The sequence below is a fragment of the Variovorax boronicumulans genome, assembly GCF_029892485.1.
Lineage (GTDB): Bacteria > Pseudomonadota > Gammaproteobacteria > Burkholderiales > Burkholderiaceae_C > Variovorax > Variovorax boronicumulans_B.
On record NZ_JARXVG010000001.1, the window covers coordinates 499818 to 516081 of the forward strand.

The following is a 16264-nucleotide window of genomic DNA, read 5'->3' on the forward strand; positions in this document are numbered from 1 at the left end:
ACCATGCAGCGACCGCAATGCCTACGCCCAGTTCTGCGCCACCCAGCTGCGCACCGCCGCCCACTCGGGCGAGTTCGCGATGTAGCCCTGCGTTGCGGTCACCAACTCACCCACGTTCCCGTAGTCGTCCAAGGCGAACGGCTGGCTCAGCGGCACGTTGCCGCGCATGTAGTTGTTGCCGAGCAGCTGCCGGGCCTGGATCGCCGCCAGCTCCGCGGTGGCGTCCATGGTGAGGTTGAGCAGCGCCGTCGCCGGCACCGCGCCATTGCTGAACGGCCACAGCCAATGCGTGACGCCCCAAGACAGCGGATTGGGCACGGCGCTCGGCGGCACGCCCACCGGATTGGCGCCGGTGCCCAGCGACAGCATCACGATGTCCGATGTGGCGGGGGCATAGCCCTGGTAGATCGCTTCGACGATCGCCGTCATCGAAGGGTTGTTGGCGAAGGTGCCGCCGTCGGCGAAGTAGCCGAAGTCGCCCACCTGGTACGGCGGAAAGTAAGTCGGCGCGGCCGAGGTGGCGAGCGCCGCGTCCACCATGCCGATGTCGCGATAGGTGTTGGTCGGGCCGTTGGAGATGGTGCACGGCGCCCAGCTGTTGTCGCCCGCATCCCAGAGCCGCGCGGAGTTGACGGCCACGAAGCGGCTCGCCGAGGACATCGCACCGTTTCCCACCAGCTGCTGCGCGACGGCCTTCAAGCCCGTGTTGACGTACTGGCAGCTGAACATGCCAGGACCGCTGCCCACCAGCTCTGCCGCCGACTGCGCCGGTGCCCGGTCTTGTTGCCTGGCCTGTGCGTCGAGCAGCCAGCCGTTGGGCTCGAAGATCTTGTCCCCCTCGTTCTCGTAGAGATCGACGATGGCGTCGATGCCCACGTTGCTCACCAGGCCCAGCGAGATCAGGCCACCGGTGGACGTGCCGGCGAAACCGTCTGCGTTCTTGACGATGCCGAAGCTTCGGTCCAGGTCCTGGATCAGCAGCGCAGTGATGACGCCGCGAATGCCGCCGCCGTCGCAGCAGAGAATCTTGAAAGACATGGCACTGCTCCTTGCTTGAGTGAAGGGAGGGATGGATGGATACGCCATCCCATTTCACGTCATTGCAAGGCACATTGCCGACGCCATCTTTCAAGCAACGCAGCAGCTACGCAGCGCGCTCCCGCTCGACAAGCGCCCTCGCCCGCTGCTTCATGCCGTCGTACAGCTGCGACTTCTGCAGGCACTTGGCTTCCGCAGCGGGGCTGCTGCACTTCACTCTTCCGGCGGCCCGCCCCGTGAACTCGAACCATTGCGAAGCGGGGTCGCCAATGAAGCGCTGCCCGTTGTAGTGCAAGGAAACCTCCGGATGATTCGCGCGGATCACGTCATCTGAAAGACCGGCGCGCGCATCGTCGGCCGGGAGCGGAATCTGCGAACGCGCCACCGTTTCGAATGGCCCCCAAGCCGCGCCTTCGACGCCGCTCAGCGCCTCCTCCAGCAACGCGAACTCGTCCGTGGCGAGATAGCTCCGGTGGATGCGCAGCTTCTTGAGCCGACGCAGGTGAATCGCAGGGAGCATGGCCGGATACGGCGCCCGGCATTTGGCCTGCCACAGCGCAAACACCTCCAGCTGCGGCAGCCCGCAAAGAAACTCGAAGTCGTCGATCGGCTGCTCCCAATCCGTCGTGCCATAGATCGCCAGGTACTTGAGGCTTGCCGCGCCTGCGAGGCCGCTGAAGCTCGACACCCGGCGCAGGTTTTCCATGTGCAGGGCCCGAAGGTTTGGCAGCGCGCCCAACGGCGACAAGTCGCTGAATCCGGAGACGTACTCCAGCACGAGCTCTTCCACCCCACGCATCGGGCGGATGAAGTCGAGCGTCTGCGGCCTCGCATGGGTGATGCGCAAGCGCTTGATCGATTGCATCGCGCCGATGGCGGTCAGCTGCTCCGTCGTGGGCTCGTGCAGCGTCAGCTCGACCAGGTTCGGGAACGCAAGAACGCGGGCCCAGTTCTCGTCTTCCTTTCCTATCGTCGTGATGATGATGTCCGCGCTTGCCTCGGGCACGTCGTCGATGCGATGGGCGTAGCGCTCCCTGTTGGGAACGATGGTCCAGTAGCTTCCATCGCGATCGAGAAAGTCGCCGAAGTGGTGTCGCATGTTGCTGGCTCCCGGGTTGTGTCTGCATTCGATTCGGCCGCTCAAGCTTGAAGCTGAGCGACGAAAAAACCGGGTGATTCTGCCTGCGGCACGTGATGCAGAAATCTGTGCGCCCTCACCTCACAAGCATCGGCAATTTGCAGCGGTGGAGCGAAACACGAGCGATCCGAGACTTACTAGCGCATTCAGCTTCCCTGCCCGCGCTGCCTCTCTCTAAAGTGGATGCCCCTGTCGCTCGACGACCCACTGTAGTGGGCAAGGAAGGCATCACACACAACCAACACGCTTTGATGAATGGATGAACCGCTTCGCCTCGCGGCGGCTATCGGTGCCATGTGCATTCGGTGGAAAACGCGAGGCACAAAAGGCGACGGCCGGGGTGCTGACACACCCCGACCGTCTGACCACATGACGTGCACTACTTTGAAGGAAAGCACAACAAATGGCTGAACGAATTATGGCCGGGCGTCCCACGCCCGCATCCCGCGGCAACTCGACCACGAACACGGACGAGCCCAGCGCGGCGGACCTTCTTGAGAACAAGCTGGCGCAGTTGAAGTCGCTGCTGTGGTGCTGCTATGGCGATGGCATCGACTGGTTCGATGGCGCGGGGCCGAAGCATTTGGATAACGTCATCTGGCTGATTGCGGATCTGGTGGATGAGGTGGGGGAGTTGCATCAGCGGTGTTTGAAAGAGCGGGCTCGGCAGACCTGATTGATGTGGGCATGCTTTGCCTGCCGGAGCACCAACGAACGGGCCGCTGCGAACAAGACGATGTGCTCGCATAGCCAGTGGCCCAACCAACAGCGCAACGCCATAACAGATAGCTATGCGCAAAACGCCGCTTCAACCGCCGGCAATTCATCCCAAATCTTCGAATACACAAGCCCCCTCAAGCTCATTCCTCGAAAACTAGAGCTGGACGCTCGAGGCGCGGAATGAAAAACATGCCACACACTTGTCCTATTCCAATGAAAACCTTCATGCTCTACGCCATCAACTACAAAGTTCACCCCATTTTTAGCGTTGCTCTGCACGACTTTCTCTACGATCCTGACCGAATCAGATCCAGTTTTTGAGCGCGAAAAATAAACATTGAGCCCCATTGAGCCATAGTCCTGCTCAAAACCAAACCTCCCTTCAACTACCAAAAATAAAGCTACAGGACCTTCAGAATAAAGTTTGAAATTCGACCTCAACGTGGGGAAATTTTTCTCTACGAGCGCCCGGTAGTTGTAAAGAAAGGAAGTATACATACCCACTAAAACCTCTTTCCACTCACTTAAAACAATCGGGGCCCGCTTTTCAACAAGTTGATTGGCCGCTATTGTAGGTGGATCGGCTTCAATACGAGAGCACGTTTTGCGGAGCGCAACTGTAGATTCTAAAATGATAGCTTTTAGTTGCTCCAACTCAATGTAGCGAGATCGTATCGGCGGCATTTCATTTTTTTGCAGCGCCTCATCGACTCTTCTAGCAATGGCTTCAATATCCGACGCGCTTAATATGTAGGAAAAAGTTACCACATCTGCATCTATAAATTCCCGAATTTCACCCACTTTACGCTTCTGCTTCACAAGATCATCTTTAAATGACCGAGTAAGCTCTTCTCTCGCGATACACGCCAGCACAGAATCAAATTGAAGCGGGTAGTTTATCGATCTTCCATCCGTGCCGAACAATGGTTTAAATAGTTTTTTATTTTCATAAATCGCCTGGACAATCTTTTCACAATTCAACTCAAAATTCTCAGTTTCATTGAGTCGCCCATCTTTTATGAGTTCACGAATCGGACTTATTAGCTCGTCCTTTTTAATCGCACCCTCCATATCAAAATTATCCAAAACATTCAAACCATAACCAACGGAATGCATAATCCCTGCACCGGCCAGCGATTTAATATTTGATTTCTCTGCAACCTCTTCTACTGGCATGAAATAAATTTCCTCATCGCCCCTTCCTAAAAGGCGAAACCCATACAACCCACTTTGCAAATTAGCAAGCATCAATTCACCAATAAACCCGATGCGCCCGTTTTCATAAGGCGGCAATTTCTCCTCAAGAGCAGGAAAATTCTCATCTTTTAAAGAGACATAGTGCTCAAGATACTTCAAGGCTTTAGCTCGCAGTTTTGAGTCAAATATCCGCTTGCGATCCGTTGTGGCCAAGCGGTAATAAAGAGTGAGGGACGCCCCCCTGGTGCCGGGAAAAGAGGTCGCCCTCAATTCAGCCATCAAAGATGTTTCATCCATCTTGTCAAACTGAATCGCTTTGAAGCCAACAATGTAATCTCTGAATTGTTGAAAATAGAAACTTATTGCCGATTCCCCTGAATCCTCGAAGCTTCTCAAAAGTACGCCATACTCAAACAGTTCATCCATTAATCTCTCATTCACCCGCAAATTTAAAGCAGAACGAACTTCATCTTCAAAAATCCATTCTTTATCGCCTTCATACAAAAGACGAGCCAAATTTTTTAACGTATTTTCTGCCTGCTGTGCGTCAACTGTTTTTTCGATAGAGCGTTTGTAATATGCCGAAAAAAACTCTGCGGAATCGAATGACAGATATTCGACTCCGGAGTCTTGCGCAACATCGAACAGCACTCTGAGCAAAAACGGATTGTTTCTAGCCTGATCGAGCACCGCATCTTCAAAGCCGCCAAAAAATTTGTAAGTCTCTCTATAATTTTCAAGAGCATTAAAAAATTCGGGCGGAGAAAATGCAATGATATTCAGAGGCTTTGTGAGAAAACTAATTGCCGTTCGGTTCCCCCGTTGAAAAAGAAAAGCATTCGCTGCGGAAGTTTTGCAGCTAACGATCAACTTTATTTTTCGATGCTGGATAGCCTTTAATACTGCAGCAAGATGATTTACCTTGGATTCAAGCCGCCATTCATCGATTGCATCGATAACTATGGTTAGCGGAACCTCTGCGAGACATGCCTCAATTCGCTTTATCACTTGAATAGGAGAATCGCCTCCATTGAAAGTCCATGAAAACTCTCGTGCAACCGCCCCTAGAACATCGCCATCCAGCGAAAATCCATTAAAAAATAAAACAGGCCTCTCATTTGCAAGCAAGGAATCAACAATTGAACAGAGTTCGCACGTCTTCCCAAGGCCAGACTCACCAAGCAGCATCAATCCGGGAAGCGTGCTTTTGTAGAAATTTTCGACCTCCTCTAAAATATTTGCCCTGGATACATGCAATTCCGGGACATATTTTTTCCCGCTGGCAACATTACCCTTAATCAACAGAGTTTCACTGGCCACTTGACCCTGACAAAACATGGTAAGGTTGGCCGAATTTAGTTTTAAAAAAACCCTCTGTGCTTCCTCGATATCTTCATTAGGTAAAACGGCCTCAAACCCTCGAATCTTAATAGTCGACGGCTCTATTTCCTTCTTTGTCAAAGAGTCATAGAGTTTGAAATCACTCCCATTTGTTACGAGCGCGTATGGAGCAAGAGGCTGGACCAGCCGCGCATACGAGATGGCCTGATCCCTATCGTCATCCGTTAAAGCAAGGTGGCCGGCCTTCGTTTCGACAATGAACAGGTTTTTCTCGTTGCGACGTACGAGGATGTCGAGTCGCCCAGTGACCGTCTCTTTTGACCTCGGTGTTTGGAACACCTGCTTCCCAACCCGAACGGAGAACGTTCGTTCGAACTGAAGTTCGTCTACACCAACGCCCGCATCCTCGAGCCACGGCAGGATGTACTTAATCTTGATTTCTTCTTCGTTCACGATGCGACTCCGTCTCTCCAGACCACCGCAAAAAACGCGGCAAAGGACATTGTCCCGGGCGAACGCATGTGGAGCGCGTGTTCCTCAAGCTCGATTGCTCGACCCGCGCGGCCGCGACGTTGAAAGCGTCCGCCCGAGGGTTCATCTGAAAATTCAGCTTTCCTCCACCGACAGCAGTCCCCCAAAGTCCGTCGACGCGAAATTGGGATGCACATGAATCCCATGGTCGTCCCGCCAGACGAGGCCGCGGTTTTCCATGTCGCGCATCGTCTTGTTGACCACCTCCCGCGAGAGCCCCGAATACGAAGCGATCACCGCCTGGGTGATGCGCTTGTCGTAGCCACCCGATCCCGCGGGCGCCAGCTGGGTCAGTTCATAGAGCACGCGGCTGACCAGCCCTTCCGCCGACAGCGAAGAAATGCGCCGCAGCTGGACGCGCAACATTTCCATGCGCTTCATCGCGAGTTCGAGCAACCCCAGCGCCACCTCCGGGTTCTTTGCGAAGAGCTCGCGCACGGCCGACACCGGCACCAGGTACACCGACGAGGGCAGTGCCGCAATGAGCGTGGGCACGGCCTGGTAGCGGTCCTGGTTGAGCGAAGGGCCGTGAAAGAAATCGCCTCGCCGGATGAAGTCTGTCGTGACGTGGTCGCTCTGGGTGCTGCCGCGCACCACGACCCGCAGCAAGCCGCTGGTCACGCAGTAGATGCGGTCGGTCCACTCGTCCGCCTGGAGCACCAGCTCGTTGCGCCGATAGGAGCGAAGCTCGCTGCACTGAATCAGGGTCTTTCGCTCCGCCGTGCTGACCTTCTGAAAAAGGGGATGCAGATACATGGCTGAAGATGGATCCGAGTCATTTGCCGGATTCGCGGCATGCCCGAATCCCGCGCCGACGGTCGAACTTCATCGACCTGTCATCCTGCCTCGGCGTGCTGCCTGGACCTCGGTACGCCCGCCGCTGCAACGGGACGGATCGCAGCCTCGAGCATGAGGTACTGCGCCTTGGTCACGCGGTCGTTGGGGTCGACATGAACCGCGAACGATTCGCCGCAGCTCAGCACCTCCTGAACGGCCCGCTGCAGACTGTCGAGCTCGGCACTCAGCCGGACCAGGCTCAGGTGCAATTCCAGCGGCATGTTCATGCGAGGCTCCTCTGCAGGGGTTGGGTCCGCGAAGCCGGCAGAAAGGCTTCTTCGGCATCGCGCAGGTAGTAGCCCTGCAGCCATTGGGCGCCGGCCTCCGATGCGACATGCATGTCTTCTTCCCTCTCGACACCGTCGACCACGACGTGCGATGCCAGGTGCGCACAGAGCGCGAGCATGCCGCGCAGGCATTCGCGGCCGAAATCGCTCTCACGCGCCCGGCGCAGAAACGCTGCTTCGAGCTTGACGATGTCGGGGCGGCAGGCTTGCATGGCGGTCAGGTTGCCGGTTCCGGCGCCGAAGCCCTTGATGGCGATGCGGCAGCCCAGCGACCGGAGCCGGATGCAGAAGTCGCGAACCGACTCCAGGTTCGAGAATTCCATGCCATCGGAGATTTCGACGATCAGGCGGGCTGCAAGCGACGGCTCGGACTGCAGGGCCGACAGCAGGGACGCCCACCAGTGGTCGATTCGCGCGCTCTGCGCAAAGACGCTCACCGCCATGCGCGCCGAAGGCTGGCGCCGCAACGCGTCGAGCACCAAGCGCACCGCAAGCCGGTCGAACACGCGGACGAGGCCGAGGCGCTGCAGGCAGGGCATGAACACCTCCGGCGCGAGCGACGCTGGTTGTCCGGGGCGCGGCGCGAAGCGCGGATGAGCCTGGCGATAGAAGGTCGTCTCCAGGGCGTAGGCATCGACCACGGGTCGCCATGCGAGATCGAGGCGCTCGGCTTGCAAGGCTTCGCTGACGCGCACCGCCACGTCCATGTCGGCGCGGTAGAACTGTCGCCATCCGTCGGTGTAGTTCTCTTGCGAATCGGGAAAAGGCTGGGCGGTCCACAGCGTGAGCTCGATCTCCGAGGCGCCCAACTGCTCCGGTGGGCGCATCTCGATCCAGTCTGCATGCAGTTGCGCCATGGCCGTCATTCCCAGCGCATGGATCGGCTCGCCGCCGACGATGGCGAGCAGCATCTCCAGTTCTGCGCTGGCCGGCTGCTGTGGACGCGGCTCGCTGTTCGCAAAGGCATCGTTGCTCCACAGCAGAAAGCAGTCGTCGCGCAGGCACGCGAGATCGGCCTGGACCGAGGTCAGGAAGCTCGCGCAAAGCCGGCGCTTGACCTCGCAACTCACGCTTATCGCGAAGTCCAGCCCATAGGCTTCGACCAAGTGCGGCAGATTGGCGATGAAGACGAACGCACAGGCCCTGCGCGCAGGCACCGCAGGCCGCGCCTTCGGCGCTTTGAACACCGGCGCAGCCGACCCGCTCGACAGGAAGGGCATGCCAGTAATTTGCAAGACAGCGGACATCGCATCCTCGGTGAAAGAATTTTTGCCGACTCGGAGACAGCGCCGGTTCGTCGCGGCAACAGATCTCCATCCCGCGCTGAAACGCGGGTTTGACGGGTCTTTGAAATTCATGGGTGTTCAGCGCCGCCCCTCGCCGCTGCTTCTCGGGAGCAGTTGGCGACTCGGCTTGTGAACAAATTGATACTACGGATAACGGTAGGTCCCTGCATTCACTTTCGATTCGCGAATGTGTCCCAGTTCACAATTGAACACAGTCAGCGGAACGCCCATGCTGCCTTGGGACCCGGCGCCGCCAGTGGCCCGGATCGAGGCTGATACCCTGCCCGTTTCGCTTTCTTCCGAAGCAAAGCCGATGCCAGCGTCACCCGTTGCCGACACCCACCCCGAAGTCATCCCCGCCCCCTGGGCTCGCCTGCGCGACCTGGTCGCGGCGCGCACCCCTGTGGACGGCCGTACCGATTCGCTGTATCCGGGCTTGCGCTGCTACCGGTTCTCGTGCCCCGTGCGCTATGAAAAAACACAGCGCCTCACGCCGGGCGTGGTGGTGGTGTTGCAGGGCCGCAAGACGGCGCTGCTCGCGGGCGAGCGTCGATCGCTCGACTACGGCGCCACCCAATGCCTGGTGCTCGGGGCCGAGGTCGCGTGCCTTGGCACGGTGGTCGGGGCGAGCGCCGAAGCGCCCTACCTCGCCATTCATCTCGACCTGCCGCCCGAGGTGCTGGTCAAGTCTTTCGTCGCGCTGGCGGAAAGCGGCACGCTGGCCGAGCCCACCCGCGTGACCGAGAACTTCACGGCCGCGGTGGGGCCGGAAGTGGTCGAAGCCTTCGCCCGCCTGCTGCTGGCGGCCGATGACCCGGTGGACCGCCGCACGCTGGCGCCGCTCGCGGTCGAAGAGATCGTGCTGCGGCTGCTGCGCTCGGAGGCCGCGGCCGCCATCCGCAGCGCGGGCGCCGTCACCAAGTCCGGCGCGCGCATACAGGCGGCCATCGCCTTCATGCGCCGCCATCTGGGCCGGCCGCTGTCGGTGGCCGAGATTGCCGGCCACGTCCACATGAGCCCATCGCACTTCGCGCACAGTTTTCGCGAAGTGGCCGGGGTCACGCCGATGCGCTGCATTCGCGACCTGCGCCTGGAAGAGGCGCGCGTGCTGATGCTGGGAGCGGGGCTGCGCCCCGGCGATGCGGCGGCACGGGTGGGGTTCGAGAGCGCGGCGCATTTCAACCGCGCGTTCCGCAGGCGCTTCGAGACAACGCCCGCTGAGTACGTGCGGCGCGTGCAGTCGAGTTGATTGCGGCGCGGCTGCTTCTTTGTTCTTTCGCAGCCATGGTCAATTTCTTCGCAGCTTCGCGCCTTGGCGCGGGAAAGGCCGCTGGCTAAGCTGCCTGCTTCCTTTTTCCTTTCAAGCAACTGCGAATTTCCATGGACCCCATCAACGTCATCATCACTTTCGAAGCCAAGCCCGAGGGCGCCGCGGCGTTCGCCGAACTCATGAACCAGGTCAGGCAGTCGCTGCCGTCGGCGGACGGCTGCCGGGGCGTGCAGCTGTTCGGGCGCAGCGACAACGCTTGCGTGTTCACGCTGGTCGAGTCGTGGGAATCGAAGAGCCACCATCAGGCCCATATCGCGGGTGCGGTGGCCTCGGGGGCCTGGGATGCGCTGGCGGCGCAACTGGCTTGCGCGCCGGTCAGTTGCTATTGCAGGGAGCTTTGAGGCGGTCAAGCCCCCGTCATCAGGCGCAGGTTCTGCACCGCTGCGCCCGCGGCGCCCTTGCCCAGGTTGTCGAGCACCGCGCTCAAGACGATCTGGCCCGTGCGTTCATTCCATGCGACGGCCAGGCTCATGTCGTTGGAGCCGTTGTGGATCTGCGGGTCCAGTTCGGTCACCGGCGCATCGGAGGACATGGGCATCACCCGCACATGCGCCGCATCGCGGTATCGCTCGCTGAGGCATTCGTGGATGCGCACGCCGGAGGCATCGGCGGCAAGCATCCGCGCATGCAGTCCGATGGTGAGCACGATGCCCTGCCGGTAGCTGCCATAGGCCGGCACGAAGATCGGCCGCTGCGTCAGGCCGGCATAGGCCTCGATTTCCGGCACGTGCTTGTGCTCGAGTGCAAGGCCATAGACCTTCAGCGAATGCGCGCCAGCCCCTGCCCCGGCCTCGTGCGCTTCCGCCCCCGCCCTCCCCTGGCCCGAATAACCCGAGACGGCATGGATGACCAGCGGACAGTCGGCAGGCAACAGGCCCGCATCCGTCAACGGCCGCAGCAGGGCCACCGCACCCGTGGGATAGCAACCCGGGTTCGTGACCCGCTGCGCCGAGGCGATGCGTTCGCCCTGCCCCGCGTCGAGCTCCGGCAGGCCGTAGACCCAGCCCGGGCTGGTGCGGTGCGCCGAGCTGGCATCGATGACACGCACGGCAGGGTTCTCGATCATCGCCACCGCATCGCGCGCCGCGGCATCGGGCAGGCAAAGGATGGCGATGTCGCTTTCGTTGAGAGCCGCCCTGCGGGCAGCCGCATCCTTGCGAAGGTTTGCCGGCAAGGTGCGGATGCGAAATTCACCGCCCCGGAGGCGGTTCTGCAGGTCAAGGCCGGTGGTGCCCTGGTCGCCGTCGATGAAGATGTTGAGGTCCATGGAGCGCGATCGTAGGGACGCAGCCTCGATGGCTCCAGCTAAATATATGGAACCCCAGATTAAGAAAAGTTAAATTAGCGGAATGCGTGAACTGAGCCTCGACCATCTGCGCACCCTCGTCGCCATCGCCGACCTCGGGTCGCTGGCCAATGCCGCGCGCGCCCTTCACCTGGCGGCCCCCACCGTCACCGTGCAGATCGCGGAACTGGAGTCGCGCCTGGGTGGCCAGTTGCTCGTTCGCGGGCGCGGGCCCGCGCAAGCGACCGCCCTGGGCGAGCGCTTCATCGCGCGTGCCCGCAGGCTGCTCGCAGACGCGGACGACGCGGTGGAAGACGTACGGCGCCAGCTCGCCGGCCAGACCGGCCGCGTGCGGGTGGGTGCCTCGACGGGCGCCATCGCGCACCTGCTGCCGCCCGCGCTCGAACGCCTTGCCCGCGACCATCCCGGCATCGACGTGAACGTGCAGGTGCTGACCTCCAACGACAGCATGGCCCGGCTCGCCGCAGGCAGCCTCGACCTGGCGGTCGTGGCGCTGCCGCAGGCGCCTGCGCGCGGCGTTCATGTCACGCCCCTCAGGCGCGAGGCTGTCGTCGCCTTCTTGCCGGCCACCTGGAAAGCTCCCAGGCGGCTGACTCCGCAGTGGCTGGCCGAGCGGCCGCTGATCATGAACGACGCCTCCACAGGCCTTTACCGGCTGACCGCGGAATGGTTCTCTGCCGCTGGCGTGCATTGCCGGCCGCGCATCGAACTCAACTACAACGATGCGATCAGGACGCTGGTGGCAGCCGGCTACGGCGCGGCCTTGCTGCCGGAGGAATCGCACGAGCAGCACGCGCGCGATCCCCGCATCGCCGTGCGCCCGCTCAGCCCGGCGCTGTGGCGGCAGCTGGGTCTCGCGGTCAGCGACCGGAGCGCCAGCGGCCCCGCGCGCTTCGTGCTGGAGGCGTTGCTGCCCGAGAAGGATTCGGCGGCCTGAGCCGTTGCGCCTCACCCGGGCGCCAAAGACTCACGCCTTCGCCAGTCGCCGCCGCACCTTCACCGCCGAGGCCAGCCCCTCCAGCACCGGCACCGTCTGCGCAAAGCCGATGCAGGCGTCGGTGATCGACACGCCGTGCTTCAGCGCGATGCCAGGCTTGAGGTCCTGCCGGCCTTCCTCGAGATGGCTCTCGATCATCAGGCCCGTGATGCGCCGCTCGCCGGCCGCGATCTGCGCCGCCACGTCTTCGGCGACCACGATCTGCCGCTGGTGCTGCTTGCTGCTGTTGCCGTGCGAGACATCGATCATCACCTGCGGCCGCAGGCCGTTCGCCAGCAGCGCCTGGCAGCTGGACTCCACATCCGCGGCCGAATAGTTGGGCGCCTTGCCGCCGCGCAGGATCACGTGGCAGTCGTCGTTGCCGCGGGTCTCGAAGATCGCCGCCATGCCCATCTTGGTCATGCCCATGAAGGCATGCGGCGCGCGGGCCGCGAGGATGGCGTCGGCCGCCACCTTCACGCTGCCGTCCGTGCCGTTCTTGAAGCCGACCGGGCAGCTCAGGCCCGATGCCAGCTGCCGATGGCTCTGGCTCTCGGTGGTGCGCGCGCCAATGGCGCCCCAGGCGATCAGGTCGGCGATGAACTGCGGGCTCAGCAGGTCGAGAAACTCGGTGCCGGTCGGCAGGCCCAGCGTGGTCAGCTCCAGAAGCAGGCGCCGCGCGCGCTCCAGCCCTTCGTTGATCGCGAAGCTGCCGTCCAGGTGCGGGTCGTTGATGTAGCCCTTCCAGCCCACTGTCGTGCGCGGCTTCTCGAAGTACGCGCGCATCACGATCACCAGGTCGTCCTGCAGCGAATCGGCGACCTTCTTCAGGCGCTGTGCGTATTCGATGGCCTGGTCGTGGTCATGGATGGAGCATGGGCCGACCACGACCACCAGCCGGTCGTCGCGGCCATGCAGCACGTTGGCAATGGCCGCGCGGCTGCCTTCGACCAGCGCCAGCGTGTTGTCGCGCACGGGCACGCGCTCCTGCAGCAGCGCGGGGGTGATGAGCGGGCGAACGGCGCCGATGCGCACGTCGTCGATGCGGGTGGTGTCGAGCGTGCTGTCGCGGGAGCCGATTTCGGCGTCGTGGAGGGGGTCGTCGAGGCGGGGCATGGTGGTGGCGGTGTTTCGGGATGGAACTTCGTCGATTGTCCTCTGGCATCGCGGCAGTCGTCGGCGTAAGCTGGTTGTCGGTCGGCCAGCCAAGGTGATGCTGGCCAGGCGGCAACCGCTGGGCCGAACCGCTGTGCAGACTTCTGCGAAAGGACTTCCCATGCTGTCCGACTCGTCAGTCACCACCATGCTTCCGGTCAAGGGCATGGACCGTGCGCGGGCTTTCTACGAGGGCTGCCTGGGCTTGAAACCCGGCGGCCTGCGGCCCGACGGAAAGTTCGTCTATTCGGTGGGGGGCAGCACGCTGTCGCTGTTTCCCAAACCCGAGGGCACCAAGGCCGACCACACGGCGATCAGCTTCCAGGTCGATGACATCGCTGCCAGCGTCCAGGACCTGAAGCGCGCCGGCGTGGTGTTCGAGAACTACGACTACCCCGAGCTGAAAACCGTCGACCACGTCTGCGTGCTCGGCTCGGAGAAGGCGGCCTGGTTCAAGGACACCGAAGGCAACTACCTCTGCATCCACGAGGACATTGCAGAGGCGTAGGCGCCCCCGGCCTCACCAAGCCGCGCCTCTTATTCCGCCTCGGGCGGGCCATCTTTCTTGAGTTCCGCGAACTTGGCCGCCATCGTCGGGTTGCCCCGCGTCAACTTCTTGATCGTCACGTCCTGCGCCTTGTCGTTCGCAAGGCGCAGGTTCCGGTCCGTGCCGAGCAGCGCCTCCTTGGTCTTCTGCAGATGGTCGATCGACTTGTCGATTTCATCGATGGCCGTCTGGAAGCGCCTGGAGGCCAGGTCGTAGTTCTTCGCGAAGGCGTTCTTGAACGTCTCGAGCTCGTTCTCGAAGTTCGTGACGTCGATGTTCTGCGCCTTGAAGAGTGCAAGCTCCGACTTGTACTTGAGCGAGTTCATTGCCGCATTGCGCAGCAGCGTGATGATCGGAAGAAAGAACTGCGGCCGCACGACGTACATCTTTGGATAGCGATGGAACACATCGACGATGCCGGTGTTGTAGAGCTCGCTGTCGGGCTCCAGCAGGGAGACCAGCACCGCGTATTCGCAGCCCTTCTCGATGCGGTCCTTGTCGAGCTCTCTCAGGAAGTCTTCGTTCCTGTTCTTCGTGGCGGTGCGATCGCTCTCGTTCTTCATCTCGAACATGATCGAGACGATCTCGGTGCCCGCCTCGTCCGCGTCGCGAAAGACGTAGTCGCCCTTGCTGCCGCTGCGCGCGTCGTTGTCCTTCTCGAAATACGCCCTCGGAAACGCCATCGCGCGGATGCGGTTGAACTCGGTCTCGCAGTGCTGCTCGAGCGTCTCGCCCACCATCTTGGTGGACAGGCGAGCCTTCATGTCGCGAAGGCGCTCGATGGCGTCGTCGCGGTCCTTGATCTGCGTCTCGTACTTGTCCTTGAGCGACTTCTCGGCGAGTTGCTTTTCGAGCTCGGCCCGGCCGAGGCCGCTCCTGAGTTCGTCGCGCTCCTTCTCGACCGCACTCACCGCCTCGGTGACCGCGAGGCGCTGCGCCACCTCGATGGCGTCGAGCTTGGCTTTCAGGGCCTGGATCTCCGCGTCCTTGGCGGCGGCGCCCCGCTCCAGTTCGCTGGCGTGCTTCGCTTGGGCCAGCTCGGCGGCGGCCCACTTGTCGTGCCTGGCCTGCTCGAGTTCGCTGGCGAGCGCGTCACGTTCCTTTTCGACCGCGCTCAGGGCCTCGCTCACCGCGAGCCTTCGCGCAACTTCGCCGGCATCGAGGCTGGCCTTCAGCTGCTGGATCTCGGCGTCCTTTGCTGCGGCGGCCGTCTGCAACTCGGCGGCCGCCCTGGCCTGGGCGAGTTCGACGGCATTGCGCTTGTCCCGCTCGGCCAGCTCGAGCCGCTCATGCAGCTGCTTGTCGAAATCGCTGTCGCGGACCTGCTTGAGGATGTCCGCGTACCCGGCCTCGTCGATCTTGAATGCCTTGCCGCAGTGCGGGCAGATGATTTCGTGCATGACTGGTTTCTCGTTGGTGTTGGCTGCAACCGGCCCGCGCCGCGATTGCTTCGGGGCCGAATCCTGCCACGAGGGTCAATGCCGGGTCCGGACCGGGCGTCGTCCTGCTGCGGATATAGGCCGTTCGGACGACTTCAACCGCGAAAGGAACGCGATAAGAATCCCCACTTTCGGCTTCATTGGAGCGCCGCGATGACCGTGTCTTTTCACAACGGGACGAACCCGCTGTACCGCAAGTACACCAATCACAAGGCCTGGAACGACACGGCCCTGCTGGGGCTGAACCCCGGTGACAGCTACGACAGGTTGTTGATCGACGTCTACAACAACGAAGCCAAGATGAAGGAGCTGCTCGCGCGCCCCGGCGCGCAGAACTGCTACCCCGGGACCAGCAGGCTGGGCGACTATGTGAGTTCGAGCGTGCGCGACGTGATCATCGTCAAGGGCCTGCATCAGTGGATCGAGAAAACGGGCACAGCCACCAGGCGTTCGGTCTCCAACTACCAGCTGCACGTGACCTTCGGCCTGGACGGCCAGCTGTGGCACCTGTACGCCACCTACTACGGCGATTCGCAGAAGGTCACGTTCAGCAGCGAGTGCTCGGCCGGCGAAAGGGTCACGGATGTCGATCACGAGGGGTTCGTCAAGCAGGGGCGCAAGAAGTAGGCGATAGATGGCCGTGTGTTGACGTGGGGACTTGATCCGGAAGGTTGGCGTTGCCAACCGAATTGAAGCGCGGGCGTACAGCCGGTATGGGCCCGGGTAGAACGGCCAAGCTTCGTGACCGAAGGACCGCAGCCAGTCCGAAATCGACGTTGAACGCTGCGCCAGCGCCTCATATGCCGGCCCCGTGAAGCTGCCACTGCTCGTCGACAACACCACATGCTCCAGTGCGCAGAACCGCGCAAAGCATCGGCCAGCGCTTGAGCCGTGGACGCCCTGCCCCGTCCAGCAGGCACAAAGCCCTCACAGCACCCGCCGATGCGCATCGGCACGATCTGCTGTAGCAACCCGCATAACCGCAGCCTGCTTCGTACAAGACCCTCATTGCAGCACCGGCGAGAGAGGCACGCGGCCTAGACTTTTGGACATCGAAAGGCCCGACCTCCATCCGTCATGACGCACCCTTCCGCATTACCAGCATCCGTGGCCACGCCTTCAAGAACGGCAAAGTA

Annotated in this window: 15 protein-coding genes; 6 read left to right on the plus strand and 9 right to left on the minus strand. The window is 61.4% G+C overall.

What is annotated here, in order from left to right; all coding sequences use genetic code 11:
* Positions 1 to 21: 21 nt before the first annotated feature.
* Positions 22 to 1038 (minus strand): patatin-like phospholipase family protein, encoded by a 1017-nt coding sequence (locus M2282_RS02400; RefSeq protein ID WP_280807182.1) that lies wholly within the window; start codon positions 1036 to 1038, stop codon positions 22 to 24.
* Between the two features lie 106 nt (positions 1039 to 1144).
* Positions 1145 to 2182 (minus strand): hypothetical protein, encoded by a 1038-nt coding sequence (locus tag M2282_RS02405; protein ID WP_280807183.1) that lies wholly within the window; start codon positions 2180 to 2182, stop codon positions 1145 to 1147.
* A gap of 397 nt (positions 2183 to 2579) precedes the next feature.
* Here M2282_RS02405 and M2282_RS02410 point away from each other — a divergent pair, with 397 nt between their 5' ends.
* Complete coding sequence (locus M2282_RS02410; RefSeq protein WP_280807184.1) at positions 2580 to 2852, plus strand: hypothetical protein; 273 nt, start codon at positions 2580 to 2582, stop codon at positions 2850 to 2852.
* A 113-nt stretch (positions 2853 to 2965) separates the two neighbouring features.
* Here M2282_RS02410 and M2282_RS02415 read toward each other — a convergent pair whose 3' ends face one another.
* From M2282_RS02415 to M2282_RS02430, 4 genes are all read right to left on the minus strand, one after another.
* Entirely contained in the window at positions 2966 to 5887 is a 2922-nt protein-coding gene (locus M2282_RS02415; RefSeq protein ID WP_280807185.1) for a type I restriction enzyme HsdR N-terminal domain-containing protein, read from the minus strand.
* A gap of 153 nt (positions 5888 to 6040) precedes the next feature.
* Entirely contained in the window at positions 6041 to 6721 is a 681-nt protein-coding gene (locus M2282_RS02420) for a Crp/Fnr family transcriptional regulator (RefSeq protein WP_280807186.1), read from the minus strand.
* Positions 6722 to 6801: 80 nt separating this feature from the next.
* On the minus strand, positions 6802 to 7029 hold the full coding sequence (locus M2282_RS02425; RefSeq protein WP_280807187.1) for a hypothetical protein: 228 nt from the start codon (positions 7027 to 7029) through the stop codon (positions 6802 to 6804).
* A complete protein-coding gene (locus M2282_RS02430; RefSeq protein WP_280807188.1) occupies positions 7026 to 8309 on the minus strand; it encodes an EAL domain-containing protein in 1284 nt (427 codons plus the stop codon). Before M2282_RS02430 ends, M2282_RS02425 begins: the two co-directional genes overlap by 4 nt.
* Before the next feature lie 379 nt (positions 8310 to 8688).
* On the opposite strand from M2282_RS02430, the gene M2282_RS02435 reads away from it, so the two are divergent.
* Together M2282_RS02435 and M2282_RS02440 are read left to right on the plus strand one after the other, a co-directional pair.
* Complete coding sequence (locus M2282_RS02435) at positions 8689 to 9624, plus strand: AraC family transcriptional regulator (RefSeq protein ID WP_280807189.1); 936 nt, start codon at positions 8689 to 8691, stop codon at positions 9622 to 9624.
* A 131-nt stretch (positions 9625 to 9755) separates the two neighbouring features.
* Complete coding sequence (locus M2282_RS02440) at positions 9756 to 10046, plus strand: putative quinol monooxygenase (RefSeq protein WP_280807190.1); 291 nt, start codon at positions 9756 to 9758, stop codon at positions 10044 to 10046.
* 5 nt (positions 10047 to 10051) lie between these two features.
* Here the strand turns inward: M2282_RS02440 and argC are convergent, their stop codons facing one another.
* Positions 10052 to 10972 (minus strand): N-acetyl-gamma-glutamyl-phosphate reductase, encoded by a 921-nt coding sequence (gene argC, locus M2282_RS02445; RefSeq protein ID WP_280807191.1) that lies wholly within the window; start codon positions 10970 to 10972, stop codon positions 10052 to 10054.
* An 82-nt stretch (positions 10973 to 11054) separates the two neighbouring features.
* On the opposite strand from argC, the gene M2282_RS02450 reads away from it, so the two are divergent.
* Complete coding sequence (locus M2282_RS02450; protein WP_280807192.1) at positions 11055 to 11948, plus strand: LysR family transcriptional regulator; 894 nt, start codon at positions 11055 to 11057, stop codon at positions 11946 to 11948.
* Positions 11949 to 11978: 30 nt separating this feature from the next.
* On the opposite strand, the gene M2282_RS02455 is transcribed toward M2282_RS02450, so the two are convergent.
* Positions 11979 to 13103 carry a 3-deoxy-7-phosphoheptulonate synthase gene (locus M2282_RS02455; RefSeq protein ID WP_280807193.1) on the minus strand — a complete coding sequence of 375 codons (1125 nt, stop codon included), beginning with the start codon at positions 13101 to 13103 and terminating at the stop codon, positions 11979 to 11981.
* A gap of 160 nt (positions 13104 to 13263) precedes the next feature.
* On the opposite strand from M2282_RS02455, the gene M2282_RS02460 reads away from it, so the two are divergent.
* Positions 13264 to 13650 (plus strand): VOC family protein, encoded by a 387-nt coding sequence (locus M2282_RS02460; protein WP_280807194.1) that lies wholly within the window; start codon positions 13264 to 13266, stop codon positions 13648 to 13650.
* Between the two features lie 29 nt (positions 13651 to 13679).
* On the opposite strand, the gene M2282_RS02465 is transcribed toward M2282_RS02460, so the two are convergent.
* On the minus strand, positions 13680 to 15089 hold the full coding sequence (locus M2282_RS02465; protein WP_280807195.1) for a DUF2130 domain-containing protein: 1410 nt from the start codon (positions 15087 to 15089) through the stop codon (positions 13680 to 13682).
* A 192-nt stretch (positions 15090 to 15281) separates the two neighbouring features.
* On the opposite strand from M2282_RS02465, the gene M2282_RS02470 reads away from it, so the two are divergent.
* Positions 15282 to 15755 carry a hypothetical protein gene (locus M2282_RS02470; RefSeq protein WP_280807196.1) on the plus strand — a complete coding sequence of 158 codons (474 nt, stop codon included), beginning with the start codon at positions 15282 to 15284 and terminating at the stop codon, positions 15753 to 15755.
* Positions 15756 to 16264: the final 509 nt, after the last annotated feature.